The sequence below is a fragment of the Acidaminococcus intestini DSM 21505 genome, assembly GCF_000425045.1.
Lineage (GTDB): Bacteria > Bacillota > Negativicutes > Acidaminococcales > Acidaminococcaceae > Acidaminococcus > Acidaminococcus intestini.
In genome coordinates this window covers 152,531-175,040 of record NZ_AULA01000002.1, presented here as the reverse complement: position 1 = coordinate 175,040, position 22,510 = coordinate 152,531, and the positions used below count along the sequence as shown (strand labels likewise).

18 protein-coding genes and 1 tRNA gene are annotated in these 22,510 nt (G+C 49.7%); 10 read left to right on the top strand and 9 right to left on the bottom strand.

Annotation, left to right across the window (positions count from 1 at the left end; all coding sequences use genetic code 11):
- Nucleotides 1–369 precede the first annotated feature (369 nt).
- On the top strand, nucleotides 370–1,656 hold the full coding sequence (locus tag H503_RS0101915; RefSeq protein ID WP_009015951.1) for an S-layer homology domain-containing protein: 1,287 nt from the start codon (nucleotides 370–372) through the stop codon (nucleotides 1,654–1,656).
- Nucleotides 1,657–2,068: 412 nt separating this feature from the next.
- Nucleotides 2,069–3,361 carry an S-layer homology domain-containing protein gene (locus H503_RS0101910; protein WP_016459659.1) on the top strand — a complete coding sequence of 431 codons (1,293 nt, stop codon included), beginning with the start codon at nucleotides 2,069–2,071 and terminating at the stop codon, nucleotides 3,359–3,361.
- A gap of 472 nt (nucleotides 3,362–3,833) precedes the next feature.
- Here the strand turns inward: H503_RS0101910 and H503_RS0101905 are convergent, their stop codons facing one another.
- Nucleotides 3,834–5,090, bottom strand: coding sequence for a C40 family peptidase (locus H503_RS0101905; RefSeq protein WP_009015953.1), 1,257 nt, complete (start codon nucleotides 5,088–5,090; stop codon nucleotides 3,834–3,836).
- Nucleotides 5,091–5,570: 480 nt separating this feature from the next.
- Here H503_RS0101905 and H503_RS0101895 point away from each other — a divergent pair, with 480 nt between their 5' ends.
- Together H503_RS0101895 and H503_RS0101890 are read left to right on the top strand one after the other, a co-directional pair.
- Entirely contained in the window at nucleotides 5,571–6,773 is a 1,203-nt protein-coding gene (locus H503_RS0101895) for a dicarboxylate/amino acid:cation symporter (protein WP_009015954.1), read from the top strand.
- 249 nt (nucleotides 6,774–7,022) lie between these two features.
- A complete protein-coding gene (locus H503_RS0101890; protein WP_009015955.1) occupies nucleotides 7,023–7,673 on the top strand; it encodes a helix-turn-helix transcriptional regulator in 651 nt (216 codons plus the stop codon).
- A gap of 65 nt (nucleotides 7,674–7,738) precedes the next feature.
- Here the strand turns inward: H503_RS0101890 and H503_RS0101885 are convergent, their stop codons facing one another.
- Entirely contained in the window at nucleotides 7,739–8,251 is a 513-nt protein-coding gene (locus tag H503_RS0101885) for a ferritin (RefSeq protein ID WP_009015956.1), read from the bottom strand.
- A 259-nt stretch (nucleotides 8,252–8,510) separates the two neighbouring features.
- Here H503_RS0101885 and H503_RS0101880 point away from each other — a divergent pair, with 259 nt between their 5' ends.
- The 3 genes from H503_RS0101880 (at nucleotide 8,511) to H503_RS0101870 (ending at nucleotide 12,754) form a co-directional block, all read left to right on the top strand.
- Nucleotides 8,511–9,209 carry a radical SAM protein gene (locus H503_RS0101880; RefSeq protein ID WP_009015957.1) on the top strand — a complete coding sequence of 233 codons (699 nt, stop codon included), beginning with the start codon at nucleotides 8,511–8,513 and terminating at the stop codon, nucleotides 9,207–9,209.
- 641 nt (nucleotides 9,210–9,850) lie between these two features.
- Entirely contained in the window at nucleotides 9,851–11,407 is a 1,557-nt protein-coding gene (locus H503_RS0101875) for an ABC-F family ATP-binding cassette domain-containing protein (RefSeq protein ID WP_009015958.1), read from the top strand.
- A gap of 111 nt (nucleotides 11,408–11,518) precedes the next feature.
- Nucleotides 11,519–12,754 carry a [Fe-Fe] hydrogenase large subunit C-terminal domain-containing protein gene (locus H503_RS0101870; protein ID WP_009015959.1) on the top strand — a complete coding sequence of 412 codons (1,236 nt, stop codon included), beginning with the start codon at nucleotides 11,519–11,521 and terminating at the stop codon, nucleotides 12,752–12,754.
- 82 nt (nucleotides 12,755–12,836) lie between these two features.
- Here the strand turns inward: H503_RS0101870 and H503_RS0101865 are convergent, their stop codons facing one another.
- The 5 genes from H503_RS0101865 to H503_RS0101845 form a co-directional block, all read right to left on the bottom strand.
- On the bottom strand, nucleotides 12,837–13,436 hold the full coding sequence (locus H503_RS0101865; protein WP_009015960.1) for a TIGR04100 family radical SAM protein: 600 nt from the start codon (nucleotides 13,434–13,436) through the stop codon (nucleotides 12,837–12,839).
- The gene (locus H503_RS0101860; protein ID WP_026385403.1) at nucleotides 13,411–13,977 is read right to left on the bottom strand and encodes a TIGR04002 family protein; all 567 of its coding nucleotides are present in this window, start codon (nucleotides 13,975–13,977) and stop codon (nucleotides 13,411–13,413) included. Before H503_RS0101860 ends, H503_RS0101865 begins: the two co-directional genes overlap by 26 nt.
- On the bottom strand, nucleotides 13,958–14,839 hold the full coding sequence (locus H503_RS0101855) for a bifunctional hydroxymethylpyrimidine kinase/phosphomethylpyrimidine kinase (RefSeq protein WP_026385402.1): 882 nt from the start codon (nucleotides 14,837–14,839) through the stop codon (nucleotides 13,958–13,960). The genes H503_RS0101860 and H503_RS0101855 overlap by 20 nt, the downstream gene beginning before the upstream one ends.
- A gap of 581 nt (nucleotides 14,840–15,420) precedes the next feature.
- Nucleotides 15,421–15,506, bottom strand: a tRNA-Leu gene (locus tag H503_RS0101850).
- A gap of 79 nt (nucleotides 15,507–15,585) precedes the next feature.
- Entirely contained in the window at nucleotides 15,586–16,398 is an 813-nt protein-coding gene (locus H503_RS0101845; protein WP_226828612.1) for a histidine racemase CntK family protein, read from the bottom strand.
- Between the two features lie 208 nt (nucleotides 16,399–16,606).
- On the opposite strand from H503_RS0101845, the gene H503_RS0101840 reads away from it, so the two are divergent.
- The 3 genes from H503_RS0101840 (at nucleotide 16,607) to H503_RS0101830 (ending at nucleotide 19,962) form a co-directional block, all read left to right on the top strand.
- Nucleotides 16,607–17,680 (top strand): hypothetical protein, encoded by a 1,074-nt coding sequence (locus tag H503_RS0101840; RefSeq protein WP_009015964.1) that lies wholly within the window; start codon nucleotides 16,607–16,609, stop codon nucleotides 17,678–17,680.
- A gap of 164 nt (nucleotides 17,681–17,844) precedes the next feature.
- A complete protein-coding gene (gene rbr, locus H503_RS0101835; RefSeq protein WP_009015965.1) occupies nucleotides 17,845–18,387 on the top strand; it encodes a rubrerythrin in 543 nt (180 codons plus the stop codon).
- A 381-nt stretch (nucleotides 18,388–18,768) separates the two neighbouring features.
- Nucleotides 18,769–19,962 carry an anaerobic nitric oxide reductase flavorubredoxin gene (locus H503_RS0101830; RefSeq protein ID WP_009015966.1) on the top strand — a complete coding sequence of 398 codons (1,194 nt, stop codon included), beginning with the start codon at nucleotides 18,769–18,771 and terminating at the stop codon, nucleotides 19,960–19,962.
- A 76-nt stretch (nucleotides 19,963–20,038) separates the two neighbouring features.
- Here H503_RS0101830 and H503_RS0101825 read toward each other — a convergent pair whose 3' ends face one another.
- Together H503_RS0101825 and nadE are read right to left on the bottom strand one after the other, a co-directional pair.
- The gene (locus tag H503_RS0101825) at nucleotides 20,039–20,530 is read right to left on the bottom strand and encodes a QueT transporter family protein (RefSeq protein WP_009015967.1); all 492 of its coding nucleotides are present in this window, start codon (nucleotides 20,528–20,530) and stop codon (nucleotides 20,039–20,041) included.
- Nucleotides 20,527–22,422, bottom strand: coding sequence for an NAD(+) synthase (nadE, locus tag H503_RS0101820; RefSeq protein WP_014128292.1), 1,896 nt, complete (start codon nucleotides 22,420–22,422; stop codon nucleotides 20,527–20,529). Before nadE ends, H503_RS0101825 begins: the two co-directional genes overlap by 4 nt.
- Nucleotides 22,423–22,510: the final 88 nt, after the last annotated feature.

Genomic DNA, 22,510 nt, shown 5'->3' with positions numbered 1-22,510 from the left:
TAAAGAAAAATCAGATGAATAATTTTTCTGATAATCCTCAATAAAAATGGACGTAAGGCGCATAGAACCATAGTTCATAGATATGCGGAAAATCGCTGATTTTGTCAATAGTAGATGAATCAATTGAGTAAAAATGATACAAAATCACAAAATTGCCAAAATAAAGATTTACAATACCTTTAATCTATGGTACCCCATAGGAGCAGAAACTCGTCTGCAATCAATTCAGCCGGACCAAGGAAAAAAGAAAACCTGGCGATATGGATCCAGCGTAGAGGAAACAAGGTCACTCGCACGTATAGGACCCCCATCAAGAGGTGGATCGTTTTCCTAGGAAAGGCAAGTCTATTTCCTAAGGAGGAAACACACATGAAAAAGAGCTTGGTTTTTGCAATGGCAATGGCCCTCGGCGTAACCGCTACCGCTTTTGCTGCTAACCCCTTCTCTGATGTTCCTGCTGGCCACTGGGCCTATGCAGCTGTCGCTAAACTGGCTGCTGCTGGTATCGTTGATGGCTATCCCGATGGTACCTACAAAGGCGACCGCACCATGACCCGTTATGAAATGGCTCAGATCGTGGCCAAAGCCCTTGCTAAAGGCGCCATTGGTGCTGATGACAAACTGGTTGGCGAATTTGCTGACGAACTGGATAACCTCGGTGTTCGCGTGGCTCGTCTCGAAAAGAACGCTGACAACGTCAAGATTACGGGCGCTGTAAAACTCCGTAACGAAGCTTACAGCGGCGGCGCTTTTGATGGCGAAGCTAAAGATAGATCTTACCTCCGTACGGATATCTTCTTTACGGGCGAAGTAAACGACAACTGGCATTATGTGGCTATGCTCCGTAACATCCAGGACTTCCGTGGCCAGAATGAATCCGGTAATGATGATACGGACTTCCAGAGAGCATATCTTACTGGTAACATCGGTGTAGTCGACATCACGGCTGGTCGTTACAATGACTTTATCGCTGATGGTAACATCTATGATACCCGTGTCGATGGCATCAAAGCCGTTGTTCCTTTCGGTGCTGCTTACCTCAGAGCTGAATATGGCAAGATGGCTAATGAAAGCACCTATGGTTGGCAGAAGAAACATGAATACGAGGGAGAAGTTGTAGATCTGTCTAAATCCTCCAAAGCAGATGACTATTGGATGGCTGAACTGGGCGGCACCGTTGGTAACTTCGACCTTGCTGCAAACTATCTCCATGTCAATGATGAAAATGCTATGGGCCTTAAAGGCGACAACAAGATCTGGACGGCAGCTGCTACTTATAACAGTGGCAAATTCTCCCTCGGTGCGATGTACCTCCAGGGTGATGATGACCTCCTGACTGGCGCCGCCAAAAACTATGATGACGATGGTTTCGTTGTCAGCATGGGTTGGGCCGGTGCGAAGAAGAGCGAAGCTGGCAGCTGGGGCCTCTATGGCAAATACTATGATCAGTCCGCTGTAACCACCATTGCTCACACCATGAACGGTGCTTATGATGCATTTGGCAACAAAGGCTTCAAGGGCTATATGGTCGGCGGCAACGTTACGCTCGCTAAGAACATGGTTGCCAGCGTTGAATACTATGACCTGAAGAACAAAGAAGGCAACGACGATAAGCATGCTCGTACCCTCTGGTCCGAACTGGCTATCAGCTTCTAATTCCTTCTTAAAGGAACTCAAAAGAGGACAGTGCAAAGCACTGTCCTCTTTATTATGTAGAAAAATAAGTAAACCGTGTACCTAATCATCGTGATGATATATACTGACTTGTGAGTCAAAAAATCGCTTAGCTTTAATATAAAGAAATGAAGCATAAAACCTAATTCTCATCATGATTGAGGGGTAAAAATTTCCATGAAAAGTTTGAAATAAATGTGACACGTTTGAAAGTTCAATCCCCTAGGTGCTATACTCAGCGTGTAGGCAAAAGGCCTGCCCATTTGTTCCTGAGGGAGTGGAAATTGAGACGGTTTCGGTTCGTAGAGGAAACAAGGTCACTCGCACGATAAAGAAATTGGCAAGATGGAAACTCCTTGGGGAAACACCAAGATCCTTAAGGAGGATGAACAAAATGAAAAAGAGTTTGGTTTTTGCTATGGCCATGGCTCTCGGCGTAAGCGCTACCGCTTTTGCTGCGAACCCCTTCTCCGACGTTCCTGCTGGCCACTGGGCTTATGCAGCCGTTGCTAAACTGGCTGCAGCTGGGATTGTTGATGGTTATCCTGATGGCACCTATAAAGGTGACCGCACCATGACCCGTTATGAAATGGCCCAGATTGTGGCCAAAGCCCTTGCTAAAGGCGCTATCGGTGCTGATGACAGACTGGTTGGCGAATTTGCTGACGAACTCGATAACCTCGGTGTTCGCGTAGCGAAACTCGAAAAGAACGCTGACAACGTCAAGATTACTGGGAACGTTCGTCTGAGCTACAAGCAAAATAACGGCGGTAAGTTTGACGGGGCCGAAGATAAATCCCAGTCCAGACTCCGTACCCGTCTGTTCTTCACGGGCGAAGTGAACGACAACTGGCATTATGTAGCCATGCTCGAAAATAACCAGTACTTCCAGGGCCAGAATGAATCCGGTGATGATGACACGGACTTCCAGAGAGCATATCTTACTGGTAACATCGGTGTTGTGAACCTCTCCGCTGGCCGTCAGGAAGGCTTCTGGGGCGACGGCAACATCTATGATGACCGTGTAGACAGCGTGAAGGCTACTGTTCCTTTCGGTGTTGCTCGCTTCACCGCTGAATACGGTAAAATGGCTAACAAGAGCACTTATAGCTGGCAGAAAGAGGTTTCGAAGCAATACCCTAATTACACGGACGATGACTCTGTTGCCGACGAATTCTGGGCTACCGGCCTTTATGGAACCTGGGGCAACTTCGACCTCGGTGCTGAATATGTCCATGCCGATGATGTAAACGGCAACGTTGGCATTATCAATGGTACTGACAAGATTTGGGATGTCAGCGCTAAATACAATGTGGGTAAGTTCAACCTTGGCGCTATGTACCTCAAAGGCGACGACGACACCCTGAAAGATTATGGTAAATACAAAGATGCCGATGACGATGGATACGTTGTATCCATGGGCTGGGCGGGCGCAAAGGCTTCTGATCCTGGTTCTTGGGGCCTTTATGCTAAATACTATGATCAGGGAGCCCCGACTGTCATTGACCACACCATGAATGGTGCTTGGGACAAATTTGACGGTGAAGGCTTCAAGGGTTACAACGTTGGCGGCAACGTCACCCTCGCTAAGAATATGGTTGCTACCGTCGAATACTACGACCTCAAAGGTAAAGAATCCGATCAGCATGCTCGGACCCTCTGGTCTCAGCTCGTTGTTACGTTCTAATCCCTTTAGAGCGGATAAAAGGACAGTGCTTCGGCACTGTCCTTTTTTATTCCTCGCCGCAGGAACTACGGCATAGTGAAAAGAAAGAGCCCAGCAATGCAGGCTGCATTGCTGGGCTCTTTGTCTTGAGTTATTTTATTTCTTAGGTACGATGCAGGCTGCATCGTACCGATTGCGTCGGGTCTTTTGCCTTCGTGTTTTCGCCTTAGAGACGGCGAAAGCCGTTCCGCCTTGGCAAAGGCGGCTCGATTTCGGAGACATCGAGCTCAGAGGCAAAAGACCGTGCGGGCTGCCAGTCCTCGCTGGCTGCTTGTTTCGGCAGTAAGGTGAAGGACACGGTTTGGCGCCGCCGTGAGGTCTTTTCCCCTTCGGTCTTTTAGCATCAGAGCATCTTTCCCAGCTTTTGCTTGACAGCCGCGGCCTTGGCCGCAAGACGGCGAGAGCCGTAGGCTCGTGACAGCTTGACAGCCTTCTACCTTATCACTATCCCCTTCGTAACCCTCATGAGCAGCGTCACGCCGCTGCTTCCCAGGATTTCCACCGGTGTTTCGACGACTTTCATGACAGGTACTTTCCGAACGGCGCCCTTTTCCCTGACACCCTTGGATCCTAAGGCATGGATCACCATGGGGATTCCGTTTTTTTCTCCGCTGTAGATCATGATATGTCCGGGCATATAGAGGAGACTTCCAACAGGCAATGTCTTTAACAGCGATAGGCGCGCTTTTCGCGATAGCCCTTGAAAGGAAACGCCCGGTGTCGTGCGGGCCTGTTCTCCGCTGTTTCGCGGCAGCTCGATTCCCATGGACCGATAGACGTCCTGCGTGAGGGCCGAGCAATCGACGCTTTCTTTTCTGCCGCCCCAGCCATAGGGCGCACCGAGATGACGCCGGGCAAGAATAAGCAGGTTTTCTTCCGTGTAGGGGAGGGGCCCCTTGTGCAGGGAGTCATCAAAACGCGCTTTTTCTTTTTGGATGACAAGGCGGCCTGCCTGATCTCGCATGGGAAGGAGAAGATGGCCCTTTTCAAGGGGAAGGGAGCTTCCCATTTGGTAAAGGGCTGTGTCTTTTCCCTTTCCCAATGTAAGGACCCTATTTGTGACGACGGCTTTTTCCTTGGGCGCGGCATACGTCAGCCATGTGGCGCGGTCTGTTTCGGCTACGCTTTCTTTTGGCACCCAGCCGCGGTAAAAATAGGCGCGGACAAAAAGAAACCGCCCTGTCGCATCCTCGTGATAAATCAGGACCGGTACGGCTGGATCGACAGCTGTTTCCTGGAAAACGTCAAAGTCACGGTCCGTAGGCGCCGAATAGGCACGCATCCCCGTCGGGAAACTCTTAAGATCCGTGCGTTTCACAGTGACCCCGTAGCGTAAGGGGATGACAGAAGGAATGCGTCCGTAGGCACAGCTGATAAGTTCCTTCTTTTCTTTCTCCGTCATGAGACGTCCATCATGGTATAAGGCGCGCTTCATCTGATAGCGGCTGAGCTCGCTTTTAAGCTTTTCTGCCGTCATGGGAGCGGTTTCGTCTGTGATGGGGCCGCCCATCTTTTGGGATATGGCGGTATTTAGGGCATGGATCTGCGCGCGGTCCATCAAAAGGGGCGGTTGCTGCTGATGTTTTGTGGCCTGCTGAACCTCAGCGGCCGGCTTTTTTGCCTGTACGGGGGTCGCTGTGAGGGAAATTCCCACAACCGTGAGTATACAAAGTAAAGTCATGGACTTCATGAAGGCACCTTCTTTCCGTATCTATTATAAGAGAGATGAAAATGAAAGAAAAGGGGCGAGGATATTGTGATGGGGTCCTTCGCCGTCCTAGGAAAGGCGCCTTATGTCCTGAAGGCCCATGAAAAAAAGAGATCAGGAATCCCGTACCAGAAAGGGAAAGGGCTGCTGATAGGAACGCCTTTCAATCCATCATGCAGTCCTGTTCCCTGTTTTGCTATAAAGATTGGCCTTCCCATCTCCTACTGTCTTTCTCTTAATTAGGGAAAAGTTTTTCCCTTTTTTCTTTCGCCTTTTATTTTTTTGCTCTTTTGAATTGGCCATGTTGCCAATATTTATAAAATATCACGAATTTTCTTTTCATTATGCAATAATTCTTTTCGAAAAGAGAAATAAGCTTGCGCTTCTTTAGGCGATATGGTACTATTCTTATACGAGAGTAAAAAGCGGACAACGTCCAACAACACAAGGGAGGCATCTCACATGAAGAAACTCGGCTTACTGCCACGCCTGATTCTCGGAATTATTTTAGGTATTGTGATCGGAAATCTTAATTTACCTAGTATAGTCAGAATTTTGGCAACATTCAACTCTATCTTTGGTAATTTTTTAGGCTTTACGATTCCCCTGATCATCGTTGGTTTCATTATCCCCGGGATTGCCGATTTGGGTAAGTCAGCCGGTAAGCTCCTTGGCGTGACCACCCTCATTGCCTATTGCTCCACCGTTATTGCTGGCTGCCTGGCCTTTTTCACGAATCATGCCCTTCTTTCCCATATCATTTCCCCTGATATGGCCCGCGATCTGGCTAACCCCGAAAAGGGGCTGCTCCATCCGTTTTTTACCATTGATATGCCGCCTTTGATGGGAGTCATGAGTGCCCTTCTCATTGCGTTCATCCTTGGTATTGGCATTGCCGTCTGCCAGGATGACTTGCTGCGAAAGGGATCCCACGAATTCCAGCGCATCATTGAAAAACTCATTGCCAGCATCATCATTCCGCTTTTGCCGCTTCACATCTGCGGGATCTTTGCGAATATGACCCACGCTGGGCAGGTGGCCGCCATTATGAGCGTCTTTGCCAAAGTTTTCCTTGTCATCATCTGCCTGCACATTGTCATCCTTGTGGTTCAGTACACCCTTGCTGGTTCGGCAGCAGGCGGCAATCCCATCAAACTGCTCAAAGGCATGCTTCCAGCTTACATGACGGCAATTGGGACCCAGTCCTCAGCCGCTACGATTCCTGTTACCTTGGCCTCTACGAAAAAGAACGGGGTCGCCGCGGGGATTGCGGATTTCGTGATTCCCCTTTGCGCCACGATCCATCTGTCGGGCAGCACCATTACATTGACGAGCTGCACCATGGCCGTTATGCTGCTTAACGGCAGACCCATTGAATTCAGCAACATGTTTGGGTTCATCCTCATGCTGGGTGTCACCATGGTTGCCGCCCCGGGCGTTCCTGGCGGTGCTGTCATGGCTGCTCTGGGCATCCTGCAGAGCATGATGGGCTTTACGGCTGATCAGCAGGCCCTCATGATTGCCCTATACCTGGCACAGGATAGCTTTGGAACCGCCTGCAACGTAACGGGTGACGGTGCCATTGCCATCCTGGTCAATAAGATTGCCGGCAATAAGCTGGTTCCTTTAAAAGAAGTCTCTTTTGAAACTGAGGGCGAAGCCTAACATGACGCCTCCCCTCACAGAAGGGAAGGTAAGACGTAAGGAGGTCCTTTTAGGCGTTTGTGCCAAAGGACCTCTTTTGTCATCCTTTTCGCAAAAAGACAAAAAATATTTTTCTTTTGAGGCAAAGAATCACGAATTGACTTATGACATCATGGAAGATACAATAATACGTATAGAAAACCAAGGAAAGTGCTAGTCATTCCATTTCCAATGCAGTTCGGTACTTTCAACCTCTAGGGAGATGGAATCATGAAATATAATCCGCTTCTTGAACCATATAAGGCATTGGTGCCCTTTTTGGCAGAACTCTTGGGCGAAAGCTGTGAAATCCTGCTCCACGATATTTCCCAGCCCAAACACTCCGTGATTGCCATTGCAAACGGATTTCACACTGGCCGCAAGGTAGGCAGTCCTTTTACGGACCTTGCCATCAAGATCATGGAGGAAAAGGCCTATGTGAAGCGGGACTATTTGGCAAACTATAACGGACGCAGCAAGAACAAGAATTTTGTTTCGTCCACGTTTTTTATCAAGCATGAAGGAAAGGTCATTGGGCTTTTGTGCATCAACCGCAATATGGACGCTATGACAGAGCTTGACCTTGTCCTGCAAAAATTGAAGAAGGCCTATAATCTTGAGGGAGCCCTCGATGATACGGATGAATCCATGGATACGCCCGTCGGGGATATCCTGCCCCGCATGGTAGCAAGTGAAATGAGGGCCGTAGGGGTGCCGCCGGAACGGATGACGCGGGAGGAAAAAGGAACGGTCATCCGCAATCTCATGAACGCCGGTATCCACCAGATGAAGGGCGCTGTCGTCGAGATTGCCCGTCAGCTTCATTTGTCCGAACCGACAGTGTACCGCTATATCAAGCGGGAAAAAGGGGAGGACAAGTAAGGGCTTCTCCAAAAAAACTGACCCATCCAGGATTTTTCTCCTAGACAGGCCAGTTTTTCTTTTTTTTAGAGGACCAACGTTGGAGCGGCGTAGACACGGGCCAAAAGATCCTGGTTCAGGGCGTAGAGGCTCTTGGGGTCGCTGCCGAAGAGTTTCATCTTTTTAATGATGTCATCGACGTTCTTTTCTTCTTCTCCTTGTTCTTTGACGAACCAGTTGAAGAACTGCATGGTCCGGTAATCATCTTCTTCATGGGCGGCCCCATAAATCTTATTGATGGATTTTGTGATAAATTGTTCGTGCTCAAGAGCGGCTGTGAGCGGACTCATGAGATCCTTATATTTTCCTTCCGGTTTATTGATGGTGCCAAATTCGACATGGACATTGTTGTTTTGCAGGTACGTTCTCATGAGCATGGCATGATCGCGCTCTTCCTGGGCCTGGATTTCAAACCAGTGGGCAAAGCCATCAAGACCCTGATCCGTGTAGAAATTGGCAAAGTCAAGGTAGAGGTAGGCGGAGTAAAATTCCAGGGTTACCTGTTCATTGATGAGTTTTGCAGTTTTCTTGTCAAGCATGCATATCGTCTCCCTTGTAAATGATTTCGCCCCTATTATAGCACGGGAAACGGGTAATGGCGCGGTTTGTCATTGACACGATGGAAAATGCTGGGTATAGTAAGGGCGTCAAGCACAATATTGTACCGCCGGGTACGCCGCCCTGTTCCAGTAGGCCTTGAAGGGATAGGGGGCGTACCCTTTTCCTCATTTTATTTGACGCATCAATTACGCTGATTCGATGCATGTCTATTTTTTGTTAGGTAAGGAGGAATTCCTGATGGACGAATTCATTTATAAAGCCCCTTATGAAGAAGAGGGCAAGCGGATCCTTGAAGTCAATATCCTGCCTGAAACGTACTGCAGCTTTAATTGCATTTATTGTCCCATTGACCGGAAAGAAGATCGGCATCAGACGGATGAAATCCAGGATTTGGGGGACGTAACAAAAGCGCTTGATGATTTGGGGCGCCGCATGGAGGAAGAGCGGATCGAGGAAGTCTTCCTGAATGGTCATGGGGAGAGCTTGCTTCATCAGGCCTTGCCCCGTATCATTGACTTCATTCATCAAAAAGGAGCTGCCGTGCGGCTTCTTTCAAATGGCTACCTCTTGCATCGGCCCGAGTACCAGGCTCTTGCCAATCGTTGTGAGGCCGTTATCGGCGAACTCAAGAATGCTGCGGATGCCGGTTTCCAAAAAAGTCAGCGGCCCCTTTCCGGTTATACCTTGGAGCAATATACTGCCAATATGAAAGCCTTCCGGGCGCAGTATCACGGCCGCTTCATCTTTGAAGTGACCATCGTAAAAGGCTATAATGACGATGAAAAAAGCGTGGCTTTTTTGGAACGCGTCGTAAAGGAGCTCCATCCCGACAACCTTGCCGTCATCCCCATTGATGAGCCCTTCCAAAAGGTCCTGGGTGTGGGGGAAGACCGATTGGAGGCAATCCGAAAAAGATTGGAAAAGGCGAGGGGATAAAACACAACGCTGGCTCCAAACCGTCCCTTCTTTGAAGGGGGCCGAATCCATTTACCCTGAACCATGTTTTTCGGCTCTTTGCTGGCACTTCAGTGGATATTTTCCGGTTTCAATTCCCCGCCTTACCCAAGGCGGATCGATGCTGCGCATCGAGTACTAAGGCAAAAGACTGAACATAGATCATTCCAGCTGCTATCGTGATTTCTACATTTCAAAAGCCCCCGTCTTACAATAAAAGCGAAGGGCCCAAAACCGAACCTACGTCTACGTCGGTTTTGGGCTTAACTTGCCGTTTTTTTCTTGCGGCCCTTTGCCTTAGTGTTTTCCCCTTGGAGACGGCGAAAGCCGTTCCGCCTGACCAAGCTGGCTTGGTGGGTAGTTGGATGAGGAGGGGCGGTTTGGCGCCGTGCGTTCCGGTCTTTTTCTCCGATTGTTTTTTGTAAAGTCGGTTCAGATGGATCCAATTGCGAGGAGCCCCCGCTTCCCCATCAAATCAGGCCGATTTTGCCCTGAATTCACAGCATACACGAATCGCTATATCCGCGTGAACAAGATGCGTCGGCAACGACTCTTTTCAATTGTCGCCTTTTTTGGTAAAATAGGCGGGACTACTTTGCTACGAGACCAAAAAGGAGAGACTCATGAGTATACTTGATGTTGCCCATCTGTCCCACAGCTATGGCGGTCGGGAGATTTTTGAGGATGTTTCCTTCCGCCTTGAAAAGGGGGAGCACGTGGCCCTTGTCGGTGCCAACGGTGAGGGCAAGTCGACGTTTATGTCAATCATTACGGGAAAACTGTCCCCTGATGATGGCAAGATCACCTGGGCGCGGCGTACGAAGGTTGGATACATGGACCAGCACGCGGCCCTTGAGGCGGGAAAGACCATCCGCGAAACGCTGCGCACGGCCTTTCAGGATCTTGTCGATGAGGAAAAGGAAATGCTTGCCGCTTACGATAAGATGGCATCGGCTTCACCGGACGAGCTGGAGCGCCTCATGGCGGATACGGCCGAAATCCAGGAACGGTTGGAGGCGGCTGATTACTACAACCTTGATACAAAAATCGAGGAAGTCGCGGCGGGCCTTGGACTGCGCGATATTGGCCTTGATCATAAGGTCGATGAGCTTTCGGGCGGTCAGCGCACGAAGGTGCTTCTTACAAAGCTCCTCCTTCAACATCCTGACATCCTGCTTCTTGACGAACCGACCAATTATCTGGATGCGGAACATATTGAGTGGCTTACGCGCTACCTGCAAAACTATGAGAATGCCTTTATTGTCATTTCCCATGATGCGCCATTTCTTAACGCCGTAACGAACGTCATTTGGCATGTCGATAACCTGGGTCTCACACGTTATACGGCAAACTATGAAAAATTTGAGGAAATGGTGGCCATCAAACGGCGCCAGTTGGATGCCGCTTATGAACGGCAGCAGGCAGAAATCAAAAAAGAACAGGACTTCATTGCTCGTAATAAGGCCCGTGTCGCGACGCGGGGGATGGCCAATAGCCGAATGAAGAAACTGGCCAAGATGGAAGTCCTTACAAAACGTGCCGAAAAACCCAAACCCCATTTCCAGTTCAAGGAAGACCGGGCGCCTTCTCGTTTTGTCCTTGTAGGCACAAACCTTGTCCTAGGGTATCACGATCCCCTGACAAAACAGGTGGACCTCAAGATCGAGCGGGGCGAAAAGATTGCCATCCGTGGGACGAACGGCCTTGGGAAATCGACCCTGTTAAAGACCTTGCTTGGCATGATTCCGCCCATTGCAGGAACCGTGGAACGAGGGGAATTTGTTTCCGTCGGCTATTTTGAGCAGGAAAGCGCAAAGGGCAACCAGAACACGGCCCTTGAGGAACTGTGGCAGGAATACCCGGGCATGGCCAATGCCGAAGTCCGTGCCGCCCTTGCCGCCTGCGGCCTCACCAATGATCATATTACGACCAAGATGACGGCCCTTTCGGGCGGTGAAGCGGCCAAGGTGCGGCTCTGCAAGATCATGCAGCAGCCGGCCAATCTGCTCGTCCTTGACGAACCGACAAATCACCTTGATGTGGAGGCCAAGGAAGAACTAAAGCGTGCCCTCAAGGACTATAAGGGAACCTTGATCCTTGTTTCCCACGAACCGGATTTTTATGAAGACTGGATTGACGAGGTCTGGAATATTGAAGGATGGTCGACAAAGATTGTCTAAATTGTATATAATGTAATACAAAGCAACGTGAGGCTGTGGAGTGTGAATGTGAATGCACCGCTCACTGCTCCGCAAAAATGGCAGCATGCCGTATTTTAGAGGGGAGTCAATATGCTTACACTGGATGAACTGTACAAAAAAATGCTCGCTCGTGCTGTGGAAGGAAAGGACGTTACGGACATCAAGGATGCCGATCCCAAGATGATCGAATGCCTGGCCCATCCGGAAGAAACGAGTCTTGTTTGGCGCGCCAAGGACTGCACTTGCTCTGAAGAGGAACAAGGCAGCTGCGCCCAGGTCTGCCACTGGGATGCCCTGCATCCAGGCAAGGACGGGATTTCCATTGATAATGATAAATGCGTAGGCTGTCAGGCCTGCGTCGACGCATGCAAACTGGATGCCTTAAAGACCAAGAAAGATATCATTCCCGTTGTGGAAGAACTCAAGAAAGCGGAAACACCGATTTACGCTCTTGTAGCGCCGGCTTTTTCCGGTCAGTTTGGTTCCAAGGTCACGGCTGGCCGCCTGCGCACGGCCTTAAAGATGTTGGGCTTTTCGGGGATGCTCGAAGTGGCTGTCTTTGCCGATATCCTGACGCTCAAGGAAGCACTGGAATTTAACAAGAACGTCAATAAAGAAGGGGACTTCCAGCTGACGAGCTGCTGCTGCCCTATGTGGATTGCCATGATCCGCCGTCTTTATCATGAACTGATGCCCAATGTACCGGGCTCCGTTTCTCCTATGATTGCTGGCGGCCGTACAGTCAAAGTGCTGCACCCCAATGCCAAGACGGTCTTTATTGGGCCCTGCATGGCTAAAAAAGCCGAAATTAAGGAGCCGGACCTTAAGGGGGCCATCGACTATGTCCTCACTTACGAGGAATTGCGGGACCTATTTACGACGACTGATATTGACCTTGAGCACTTGGAAGAAGATAATGTACCACACGCGTCTAGAGCGGGCATTCGGTATGCCTATGCTGGCGGTGTGGCAGAGGCTGTTGCCGCAACGGTAAAACGCCTTGATCCAAACCGCAAGATTGAAGTCAAAGTGCGCCGCGCCGACAGTGTGCCTGACTGTAAGGCCATGATCGATTCAATCCTGAAAGGGAACCGAGAAGGCAACTTCTTTGAAGGTATGGGCTGCCGCGGCGGCTGCGTCGGCGGACCGAAGGCCCTTGTTCCCAAGGAACAGGGAAAACTGAATGTTATGGCCTACAGCGATGAATCAACGTACAAAACGCCGGCCGAGAACCCCTATGTGATTGAACTCTTAAAACAGCTCGGTTTTGAAACGGTTGAAGAATTCCTCACAAAGAGCGACCTTTACGACCGTAAATTTGATTAAAAAAAGTTCCCTTTGGGCTGATGAGGCTCAAAGGGAACTTTTTTGTTTTCGTCAGAAGAACGATCCAGTATGCCGGGGCCCGTCAGCTAAATTTGCGGACGCGGAGCTTGATGCCGCAGGAGGCTGCGACCTTGCGGCTTTTTTCAATATCCTCGGGCGAAAGGACATCAACAACGGTCATGCGCGTATCGGGAATGCTCTTTTTGCAGGCTTTGGCAAAGTCCAGCATGGCCTTATAAGCACCGGTGAGGGTGGGCTTTGTTACACGGTTATATTCCTTTTCGTCCGGCGCGTTGAGGCTGATGGAAACGGAATCAAGCAGCCCTGCCAGTTCTGGTACGATGTCGCGGCCGTTTTCTAGGCTGCCAAGACCGTTCGTATTGAGACGAAGGTTGAGCCTTGGATGGAGGCGGCGTACATAACGAGCCGTTTGTTCCAAGAGGGGAAGGGCACAGGTCGGCTCTCCGTAGCCGCAGAAAACAAGTTCCTGAAAACCGGTGAAATCAAAGGCGTCAATGGCTTTTTTGACCTGGTTCCAGGTAGGGTTTACTTTGTGCCACAAGGTGGGCGCATCACCAATGCCGTCATGCTGGAAGCGGATACAAAAGGTACAGCGGCAGTTGCACTTGTTTGTGAGGTTGGCGTAGACACCGTCCTTATACGTGTAGAGAATTTGAGCCATGATGGGTCGCACTCCTTTCCAAAGGAAGAAATAGGGCTGTCTTGACGCCGCTTTTATCAAGAAGGCTGGCTATGAACCCATAAAATAGGAGGCTGCCGCCAGATTGAAGGGCGCTCCCTATGATGGAGGTCAAAAGTGCGGTTTTGCTGCCAAAAATGAGCCCTTCTGCCAGATAATAGCCTATGGTGGAAATGATCCAGGAAAGAAAAGGGGCAATCTTGTTGCGGCGGCAAAGAAGCGTTGGGGCCTTTGACGTAAAGGGCAGGGTAATGAGCATTTTGATGATGATCGTTGCCGGTGCCCACATAGGAGCCGTCAATAGGTCCGCCAGGCCGCCGCCAATGGCGCCGGCAAGAAGAGCATAGGGCTGAGGCAGGAGGGACGCGGCCACATAGATGAACGTATCGCCAAAATGGAGATAGCCGCCATTTGGACCAACAGGGATGTGGCAGATATAGGCCGTAAAAAGACAAATAAGGGCGGCAATGATTCCAGTCAGGGTAAGGAGCCGGAGCCGCGTTTCACGCATGGGCTGAATCATGACCATCCTCCTTTGAGGAACGTAAGAGAGGGAGAAAAGGCTCGTAATCAATGCCGGCGTTACCGGGGGTATGCTCTTTTTGTGCAGCAGTAATGCCTTTTGCAATGAACTGGCCTGCTTTATTGACGCTGGGGACGAGACCCTCTTTGTGCAGGCGTGCCGCAAGGAGTACGGCCGCGAAAAGATCGCCCGTTCCTGAATAGGAGCCGCCTAGATGAGGGAATATCACGGGGTGCCTGCTGCCTTTGGAAATGATAAGGTTGCAGATTTCCTTTCCGCTTTTTTCACCCTTTAGGGGAATGCCTGTAATGACAAGATCTGTCTGGGAAAAGGCGGCAGCTTTTTGAGTAAGAATGGCAAAAAGGGCATCTTTATCTTCTTTTTCTCGGTTCATGATGGCATCCATTTCTGTACCTGTAAGAAGGCAGAACTCTGTAAGATTCGGCGTGAGGAAATCGGCCTTTTCCGCAAGGCTCCGCATGGCTTCGATGGAAGCGTCCGTAAAACCCTTATAGACGCGTCCCTGATCCCCTAGGACTGGGTCGCAGAGATAGGTCACGCCTGGATGGTGAAACGTGTCAACAAATTCAGCTGTCTGATAGGCTGCTTCAGGGGACGCAAGATAGCCTGAGAGAATCCCGGCAAAAGTGATCCCGAGCGCGTTCCAGTGGCGCCGATAGGCTTCCATGTGGGATGCCAAGGAAACCGAATGATATCCTTCATAGCCCGTTTGGGCTGTAAGTACGGCTGTGGGCAGGGGACAGGCTTCTATACCCATGGCGGCAAGAACGGCAATGTCCGCCGTAAGGGAGCAGCGACCCAGGCCGGAAAGATCGTTGATGACAGCTGCCCGCAGGTGCATGAAATCGTCTCCTTTTTGTTGTGTTTTGGGATGGCCCCGTAAGTCTGGGGTCTGTCATTGTTTTCTGTTATAACACAGGAAAAGAACCTTGAAAAGGAACGATTCGAAGAAAAATGAAGGCAAACCGTGAACCTATGGGCTAAGCGTAACATCTTTCTCGGTAGGGGATACATCATCCAGGCAAAATAACGGGAAGCTCCTTATTGTTAAGATTATGTTGTCCAGATACTGCTTATCAAAATAAAGGAAGGTCTCCCATGGAATAGAGTGATCTGTCATCAAAATAATAAGGGAGCTAAGAACGAAAGTGAGATGAATAAGACCTTCTGGGCCGTCCTCCTCAAGGCAGCAGGACCTCTTGCAGAGAACAGAGGGTTTTGCCGCCTTCGCGGCGATTTAAATAGAAATGGGGTTCCTCGTTTTTGCAATACAACTTCTTCCCTTTTAGCACCGTTGATTCCCGTTTGCGGGTTGCTGTACTTGGCGGTAACTTCCTGTGGCAGGACGTTCACTTTATCGGATTGCGCCATGCCTGGACACAAAAAAAGACCATCGCGGCGCGATGGTCTTGCTTTTTCAATTGGTGCCGAAGGCCGGACTCGAACCGGCACGCTTTGAGGGCGCTTGATTTTGAGTCAAGTGCGTCTGCCAATTCCGCCACTTCGGCACGGGTTTGGTGCAACGAAGATATTCTAGCATTGAAGCATCATTTTGTCAACGGATTTCCCCGTTTTGGTGTGCTGCAGTCAGAACGCAAATTCATAGGACGCGTCAATACGGACTGGCCCGCCGATGGTGATGCCTGTCAGTTTTCCGTCTTTCATGGCTGCCTTGATGGAAATGGGACCGCCCGGTTCCTTGAGGATGAGGGCAAGCGATTTTTGATGACGCAGGCCTAGCGCTGCCGCCGCTGCCGCACTGCCGCTGCCGCAGCTGCGCTCCCAGTAGAGGGTCCCTGTTGCGGTCACAAACACAGCGGGAATCATGCGGGCCGACTTTTCTTCTACAAGGATGAGCCCATATGCATCGGGAAGTGGCCCAGTACTCACCTTGTTTTTAAGGGCAAGCCAGTAGTCCATAGGGGACAGGGCATCAAGTTCTTCCGTAAAATAGACATAGTGATCGATACCGGGAAGAACGACATGGATGAGGGAGACTTCTTTTTCGCCAACCCTCATTGCTTCTTCTGTTATGGATAAGGGCAGCGGCAGGTCAATTTCCGCGTCATAGGTGGGGGGAGTGCTGCCAAGCTTTTTGACGCGGGCTTCCATGGGGGCTTTTGCGCCGGAACAGGTTACTTCAAAGACCCCTTCTTCGCCATGGATGTGGGCCCAATAGGCGGCTGCGGAGCGGGAGGCATTGCCGCAGAATTCCCCGCCCATCATTTCAACGCGGACGGAGCGGCCGCTTCCTGATAGGCAGCCTGCCTGTTCGGCGTCAGGATCTGCTGAAAGCAAAGCATCATTGAGTTCCCGCCGATCATCCACAGGAACAGGAGAGAGCACGAAAAGCGTGATGTTGCCGCTGGGATCAAGTTTTACCACATTGACGTTCATCATAAGCACTCCTTTATTGAAAAAAATCATAAGCTCCATGAATCATGGTAAAACTATTATAACCTATTATTCTGATAATTTGGAAAAATTCTTTTACGATTTTAGAAAAAAGGAAATTTCATATAATGAACCGCAAAAATTTACAAGGACGGCACATTTATATGGTACAATAAAGATTACGACACAATAGAAAGGAAGAGAAAAGATTCGCATGAAAACAAAGAAATTCCTGGAAACCCTTCTTGCGGGCTTGACTTGTCTTTCATTCTGGTCCGGGACCGGAGAGGCGGCCGATGCACGCTGGGATGACGGGGTTCCCCGCTATACAGAGGCAAAGGTCATCATCCACGAGGATGGGCCTAACCTTCTTTTTTCGGATAGTCCGGAAATGGTTCAAAAATGCGGTGTCATGTACCGCGATACGGTCAAGGGCAAGTTCCGTCTTTTTTTCCACCATGTCAATGATACGGACAGCAGCAAGCGGCTTGCCATCGTCCTGCGCCGAACCGGGATTCGTCCGGCCCTCGTGCAGCTGGGAAGAAATGGCATTTCAGATCCTAACCGTGACTGGCTGGAAGCCGGAAAAGAGGCCCAGATCCGCTACTATGGCAAGCAAAAGGAAACAGATCCCTTGAGGATAAGCCGGATGACTGACTTGCTTGGGCTCCAAAAACCGACCATCATCCGTCCCCAGGAACTAGTGACGGGCATTGTCAACCTAGAGTCGGACCGGCCTGTAGAAGTTTCCGTCATGATGATTCCTGTAAAGACCGATCTGGGGCTTGCCCTTGACGCATATGGCATCCTGCCTCCTGATGAAGGGGATCATGTCCTGCGCGGGACCTTCCCTGCGTCCGATGTCCATGTTCGGCTTCAAGAGGCGTACCCATCGAATAAACTGGAAACCTGGGGCATCAAACTTGCTGACGACGTCCTCAATCCCTATGTGCGGGGAAAAGACGCGACAACGGGTAAGAAGGTTGTCAATTATGGCAATTATGGGGTCATGTATGATGTCATCCTTCCGACCAAAGGAAAGCGGGACACGGTCCTGCGCTTTAATCCATATGGCGGACCTTATGCCGGCGCGGGCCTTCTTTCCATGAATGGCGAAGAGGCTAAGGAAATAAAGATTCCTGGACATGGACTGGCCTTTGGCTGGTCCCATGACGGTGAGACCATGGTTCTTGGAACCATTCCGGAAAACGGGGAGGCGACCTTGCATTTTTCACCGCCTGGATCTTCCAATCTGCCAATTCGCCTTTTTCTTTCTCCTAAATCCTAAGCCCTGATGAAAGTGCAAATGACGCTGAGATGGGCATTCATCATGATTATATTCCTTTTTAAAAATAATTCTTAAAAAGTTGTTGCTATTGTTTAGGATATGTGGTATACTCTAGTTGTTACCGAGAGAGGGTAATAAAAAATACGGTATAAGGAGAGATCATCATGAAAGAATTAAAAGGTACGCAAACGGAAAAAAATCTTCAGGCTGCTTTTGCTGGTGAATCCCAGGCTTACAATAAGTATGGATATTATGCAAGTGTGGCTAAGAAAGAAGGCTACGAAAAGGTCGCTGCAAACTTCCTGGAAACCTCCAAGAACGAAAAAGAACATGCAAAGATCTGGTTCAAGGCCCTTCATGGCGGTTCCATTCCTGATACGGTAACGAACCTCAAAGATGCTGCTGCTGGCGAAAACTATGAATGGACCGATATGTATAAGGAATTTGCTGAAACGGCAGATAAGGAAGGTTTCCCTGAACTGGCCTTCAAATTCCGCGCTGTCGGTGCCATTGAAAAGCATCATGAAGAACGCTATAAGGCCCTCCTCCAAAAGGTAGAAGACGGCACCATGTTCAAACGCAGCGAAAAGACCGTTTGGATCTGCTCCAACTGCGGTCATATCGTAGAAGCCGAAGAAGCGCCTCAGGTTTGCCCGGTCTGCGCTCATCCGAGATCCTTCTTCATGGTTAACTGCGACTGCTTCTGATTCATCGGACTGGATGCAGGTGCACTAACTGGCGGAAGATTCCCTGTTCTTTCCTTCAGGAGAGGGCAGGGAATCTTTTTTATCCTTATGTTAACTTAAAGGTAAATTTGGTTGACAGTGGGTGGATAGGTCCCTATAATGAACCTATCCGATATAAGGTTCAAGCGGACGCCCCATAGGGCAAACCCTTCCTTTCCCTCTAAACCAGGAGTCTTGAAGATGCATCCTTCGAGGCTTCTGGTTTTTTATGCATTTGTTGTTTGGACAACGGTTCTTTTTGCATGCGGGACGTATACTGGATCCATCAAGCGGAGGTCCCTTCTTGTCACGATGATGAAGGCCGCAGGTGACAATTTGCAGCATGATAAAGGAGTGTGTCTTATGGCAAAGAAAATTACAGATACGGTGACTTGGGTTGGGAAGGTTGACTGGGAACTGAATGAATTCCATGGTCATGAGTATTCGACGGAAAAGGGGTCCAGTTATAATGCTTATCTCATTAGGGATAAAAAAACAGTGCTCATGGATACGGTTTGGAAACCTTATGACGATGAGTTTGTAGAAAACCTAAAAAAGGAAATTGATCTTCACCAGATTGACTATATCGTCATGAACCATAATGAGAACGATCACAGCGGTGCCCTGCCGGCCCTGATGGCAGAAATTCCGGATACGCCGATTTACTGCACGAAGAAGGGAGAAGCCATCCTGCGCGGTCTTTATCATAAGGACTGGAATTTTGTCAATGTAAAGACGGGGGATACCTTGGATCTTGGGACCCATCAGCTGATTTTCATTGAAGCTCCCATGCTGCATTGGCCTGATACGATGTTCACTTATATGACGGGTGAGAATATCCTCTTTTCCAATGATGGTTTTGGCCAGCATTTTGCAAGTGAAGATCTTTTTAATGATCAAGCCGATCAGGCTGCCCTTTATGGTGAGGCCATGAAGTATTATGCTAATATCCTCAACCTTTACAGTCCCATGGTGACAAGAAAGATTGACGAGATTCTTGCCATGAATGTTCCTGTTTCCATGATTTGCCCAAGTCACGGCGTGATTTGGCGGAAAGACCCGCTATCCATCGTAAAGGCGTATCAGAAATGGGCCCAGGCTTATCAGGAAAATCAGGTGACCATCCTTTACGATACCATGTGGAACGCGACGCGGCGCATGGCAGAAAAGATTGCGGAAGGCATCAAAAAGGCTGATCCGACGATTGTAGTCAAACTCTTCAATACAGCCGTTGACGATAAGAATGATATGATAACGGAAGTCTTTAAATCAAAGGCCATCCTTGTTGGTTCACCAACAATCAATTATGGCTTCCTTTCTTCTATTGGAAGCATGATGGAAATGATCCGGGGCCTGAAGTTCAAAAATAAGAAAGCAGCTGCCTTCGGCAGTTACGGCTGGAGCGGCGATTCAGTGAAACAGATCTCGGAGCTTCTTGATTTAGCCGGGTTCACGGTTGTGAATGAAGGACTCAAGATGCTGTGGATGCCTGATGAAAAAGGCCTTGAAACCTGTGAACAATTTGGTGAGGATTTTGTAAAGAGCTTGAACGCATAAATCATCTATAGGCAGTGAAAAAGGAAATCATGTCTGCCGCGTTAAAAAATAAGAAGCCTTGAAGCAGCGATAACCTTCAAGGCTTCTTGTTTTTTAGATCAAGGATGTTTCGAACGGTCTCATTTTTTAAGAACAAAGGAAGCAGCAGATTTCCTAAAATCGTGACGCTGATGATTTCTCCGAGGGCCACGTACCCCATGGTAGGAAGAAGGGGCAGGTCCGCCATGTAGTTGAGCTCAAACCCGATGAGAAGGCCGTTGGAAAAAACGGGCATCAAACTTGCCAGGAAGGCGGATCTGCAAAAGCGCATGAAATAAAGTCCCAGGAAGGTGGCCGAGGTGCCAATCAGCATATCCGTAATGCCGAAAGGACTTCCTACATTGGAAATAAGGCAGCCCAAAGTCAGGCCCGGAATAAGGCCTTTATCATAAAAGGCAAGGAGTGTCATGAATTCTGAGACCCGCACCTGGACCGCACCGTAGCTTACAGGTGCCAATCCCAAGGTCAGGGCTGCGTAGAGGGCTGCCACCATGGCTCCGCGATAGGCTTTCAAGCGGGTTTCCATCATGATAGGGCCTTTGCTTTCATTTCCAGGTAGTGGCGGGAATAATAGGGCCCGAGCTGGGACTCCCTATGATCATAGCCATAGGCCCGCTTTGAAATGGAAAGGATGGGCGGAGCCTGGATCCTTTTGGCAACGGAGAGGCCGCAAAAAAGGTTCCACCACCGTTCGAGATCGCTGATAAAGGAGGCCGCATCGGGAAAGAGCTTATGGGATAGGCCTTCTTCACAGCCGATGCGAGCATCCAGGGTGCTATCCAGATACCAAGCAAGGAACTCTTCCGGTGCCTGCTTTCCCCAGCTTTCGACGAAGGCGCGGAAAAGATAATCGTGGTAGGGATAGTGAAGGGGATCGCCGCCCGTACCGACGGTCTGTTTCTGAGAAAGTTCAGCACTCGGTTTGATCGTAAAGACTTCATCAGGAATAACATCCTTGTGGTAGACCTGTTCATTGAGATAGCGCCCCAGGGCATAGACTTGGTGCTTCCATAGGTCGCCAATGAGAGCCATGACACCGGCAATGTCTCCATAAAAGGTGGCATAGCCAACGGTCATTTCCGACTTATTGGAGTTGCAGGAAAAGCCGCCGCCCCAAAGGGAAGCCATGCCGGCAATAACGCGGGCCCCACGGTCACGGGCTTGGATATTTTCAAGGGCAAAGGACGATACGGAAAGGGTTTCGTCTTTTCCCGTGCCATAATCATGAATGGTTGCGGATTGCAACTGCTTTTCCGTGAGGGATACGGATTCTTCAATGGGAATCACGGCATAGTGGGTACCCAGGGCTTCTGCCATCTTTTGGGCAAGGCCCTTGGTGAGGCTCGAATTAAAGCGTGATGGCAGGTTGAGGAGAAGCACATTTTCCGGGCCCAGGATGTGCACATAAAAAGCAGCCGTTACCGCTGAATCAATCCCGCCCGAAAGACCGATGGTCATCTTACGGATGCCTAGCTGGTCCAGGAACTTTGAAGCTCCATAATAGAGGGAATGGTAGATTTCCTCGATTTCCGTCATCTTTGGATGGACCGTTCCGGTTGAGGAAAGGGCTCCTGTTTCGGTATCAAAACTGCCGGTAAGGAAGGCCTCCTCAAAGGAAGGCGCATCGCAGAGCACATTTCCTTCCTTTGTATAAAAGGTGCTGCAGCCGTCAAAGGTGAAGATGTTCTTCCCGTTATTCTGGATGCCTACGCCGTTGCAGTAAAGAAGCGGCAGACCGCAGTCCCTTGCTTGTTTTTTAAAGAGCTCCCCGCGTTTGCGGTTTTTCTGTAGGGTAAAGGGCGAACAGGAAATATTGATAAGAAGCTGTGCCCCGTTTTTAGTCAGGATCTGTGGAACATTGAAATCATAGTTTTCGGTCCAGCCGTCCTCGCAAATAAAGACACCGAGCTTCACTTCTTTCCCCCTGATGGTCACAGATACAGGCTGGATGAGGTCTTCCAGGGTTTTCCCCGGAAGATGGGGCAGGAGTTTTGCCAAGCTGTGGAAATACCGGCTGTCATCAAATTCCCGGTAGTCAGGCAGGGCCGTTTTGCTGATAAAAGCCTGAGACAGGCCACCCTTTTTGAGTTTTCCATCTTGGGCAATGAAGGCGGCATTATATTTGCGGGGCCGGCCATCTTCATTCACAGCCCTTTCATCAAGGGCAATATTGCCGAAGATGACGCAAATATCCTGCGTGGCTGCAATGAGATCCTTCCCGTAATCGCGGCAGTCACGCAAAAAAGCGCGCTGCTCCCAAAGGTCACCTAAGAGGTAGCCTGGAATCAGCTGTTCAGGAAAGATGAGAATATCGATGCTGGCACGCTTTGCTTCTTCAATGGTTTCGAGGGCCCGGCGCAGATTGATCTCGGGACGGCCGGGGCGCACTTCCACCTGTGCGCATGCAATCTTGATTTCCATAATGCGTCAACTCCTATCGGGGGACAGCCGCAACAGGTCGGCTGGGCTTTTTTCGTCCACTGTCTCCCTTCATGTTCCTTCCCATTAT

What these genes read in the sequence shown, in the direction of transcription:
- H503_RS0101915 (WP_009015951.1), top strand. Translation starts at nt 370, where the DNA reads ATGAAAAAGAGCTTGGTTTTTGCAATGGCAATGGCCCTCGGCGTAACC.
- H503_RS0101910 (WP_016459659.1), top strand. Translation starts at nt 2,069, where the DNA reads ATGAAAAAGAGTTTGGTTTTTGCTATGGCCATGGCTCTCGGCGTAAGC.
- H503_RS0101905 (WP_009015953.1), bottom strand. Translation starts at nt 5,090, where the DNA reads ATGAAGTCCATGACTTTACTTTGTATACTCACGGTTGTGGGAATTTCC.
- H503_RS0101895 (WP_009015954.1), top strand. Translation starts at nt 5,571, where the DNA reads ATGAAGAAACTCGGCTTACTGCCACGCCTGATTCTCGGAATTATTTTA.
- H503_RS0101890 (WP_009015955.1), top strand. Translation starts at nt 7,023, where the DNA reads ATGAAATATAATCCGCTTCTTGAACCATATAAGGCATTGGTGCCCTTT.
- H503_RS0101885 (WP_009015956.1), bottom strand. Translation starts at nt 8,251, where the DNA reads ATGCTTGACAAGAAAACTGCAAAACTCATCAATGAACAGGTAACCCTG.
- H503_RS0101880 (WP_009015957.1), top strand. Translation starts at nt 8,511, where the DNA reads ATGGACGAATTCATTTATAAAGCCCCTTATGAAGAAGAGGGCAAGCGG.
- H503_RS0101875 (WP_009015958.1), top strand. Translation starts at nt 9,851, where the DNA reads ATGAGTATACTTGATGTTGCCCATCTGTCCCACAGCTATGGCGGTCGG.
- H503_RS0101870 (WP_009015959.1), top strand. Translation starts at nt 11,519, where the DNA reads ATGCTTACACTGGATGAACTGTACAAAAAAATGCTCGCTCGTGCTGTG.
- H503_RS0101865 (WP_009015960.1), bottom strand. Translation starts at nt 13,436, where the DNA reads ATGGCTCAAATTCTCTACACGTATAAGGACGGTGTCTACGCCAACCTC.
- H503_RS0101860 (WP_026385403.1), bottom strand. Translation starts at nt 13,977, where the DNA reads ATGATTCAGCCCATGCGTGAAACGCGGCTCCGGCTCCTTACCCTGACT.
- H503_RS0101855 (WP_026385402.1), bottom strand. Translation starts at nt 14,839, where the DNA reads ATGCACCTGCGGGCAGCTGTCATCAACGATCTTTCCGGCCTGGGTCGC.
- H503_RS0101845 (WP_226828612.1), bottom strand. Translation starts at nt 16,398, where the DNA reads ATGATGAACGTCAATGTGGTAAAACTTGATCCCAGCGGCAACATCACG.
- H503_RS0101840 (WP_009015964.1), top strand. Translation starts at nt 16,607, where the DNA reads ATGAAAACAAAGAAATTCCTGGAAACCCTTCTTGCGGGCTTGACTTGT.
- rbr (WP_009015965.1), top strand. Translation starts at nt 17,845, where the DNA reads ATGAAAGAATTAAAAGGTACGCAAACGGAAAAAAATCTTCAGGCTGCT.
- H503_RS0101830 (WP_009015966.1), top strand. Translation starts at nt 18,769, where the DNA reads ATGGCAAAGAAAATTACAGATACGGTGACTTGGGTTGGGAAGGTTGAC.
- H503_RS0101825 (WP_009015967.1), bottom strand. Translation starts at nt 20,530, where the DNA reads ATGATGGAAACCCGCTTGAAAGCCTATCGCGGAGCCATGGTGGCAGCC.
- nadE (WP_014128292.1), bottom strand. Translation starts at nt 22,422, where the DNA reads ATGGAAATCAAGATTGCATGCGCACAGGTGGAAGTGCGCCCCGGCCGT.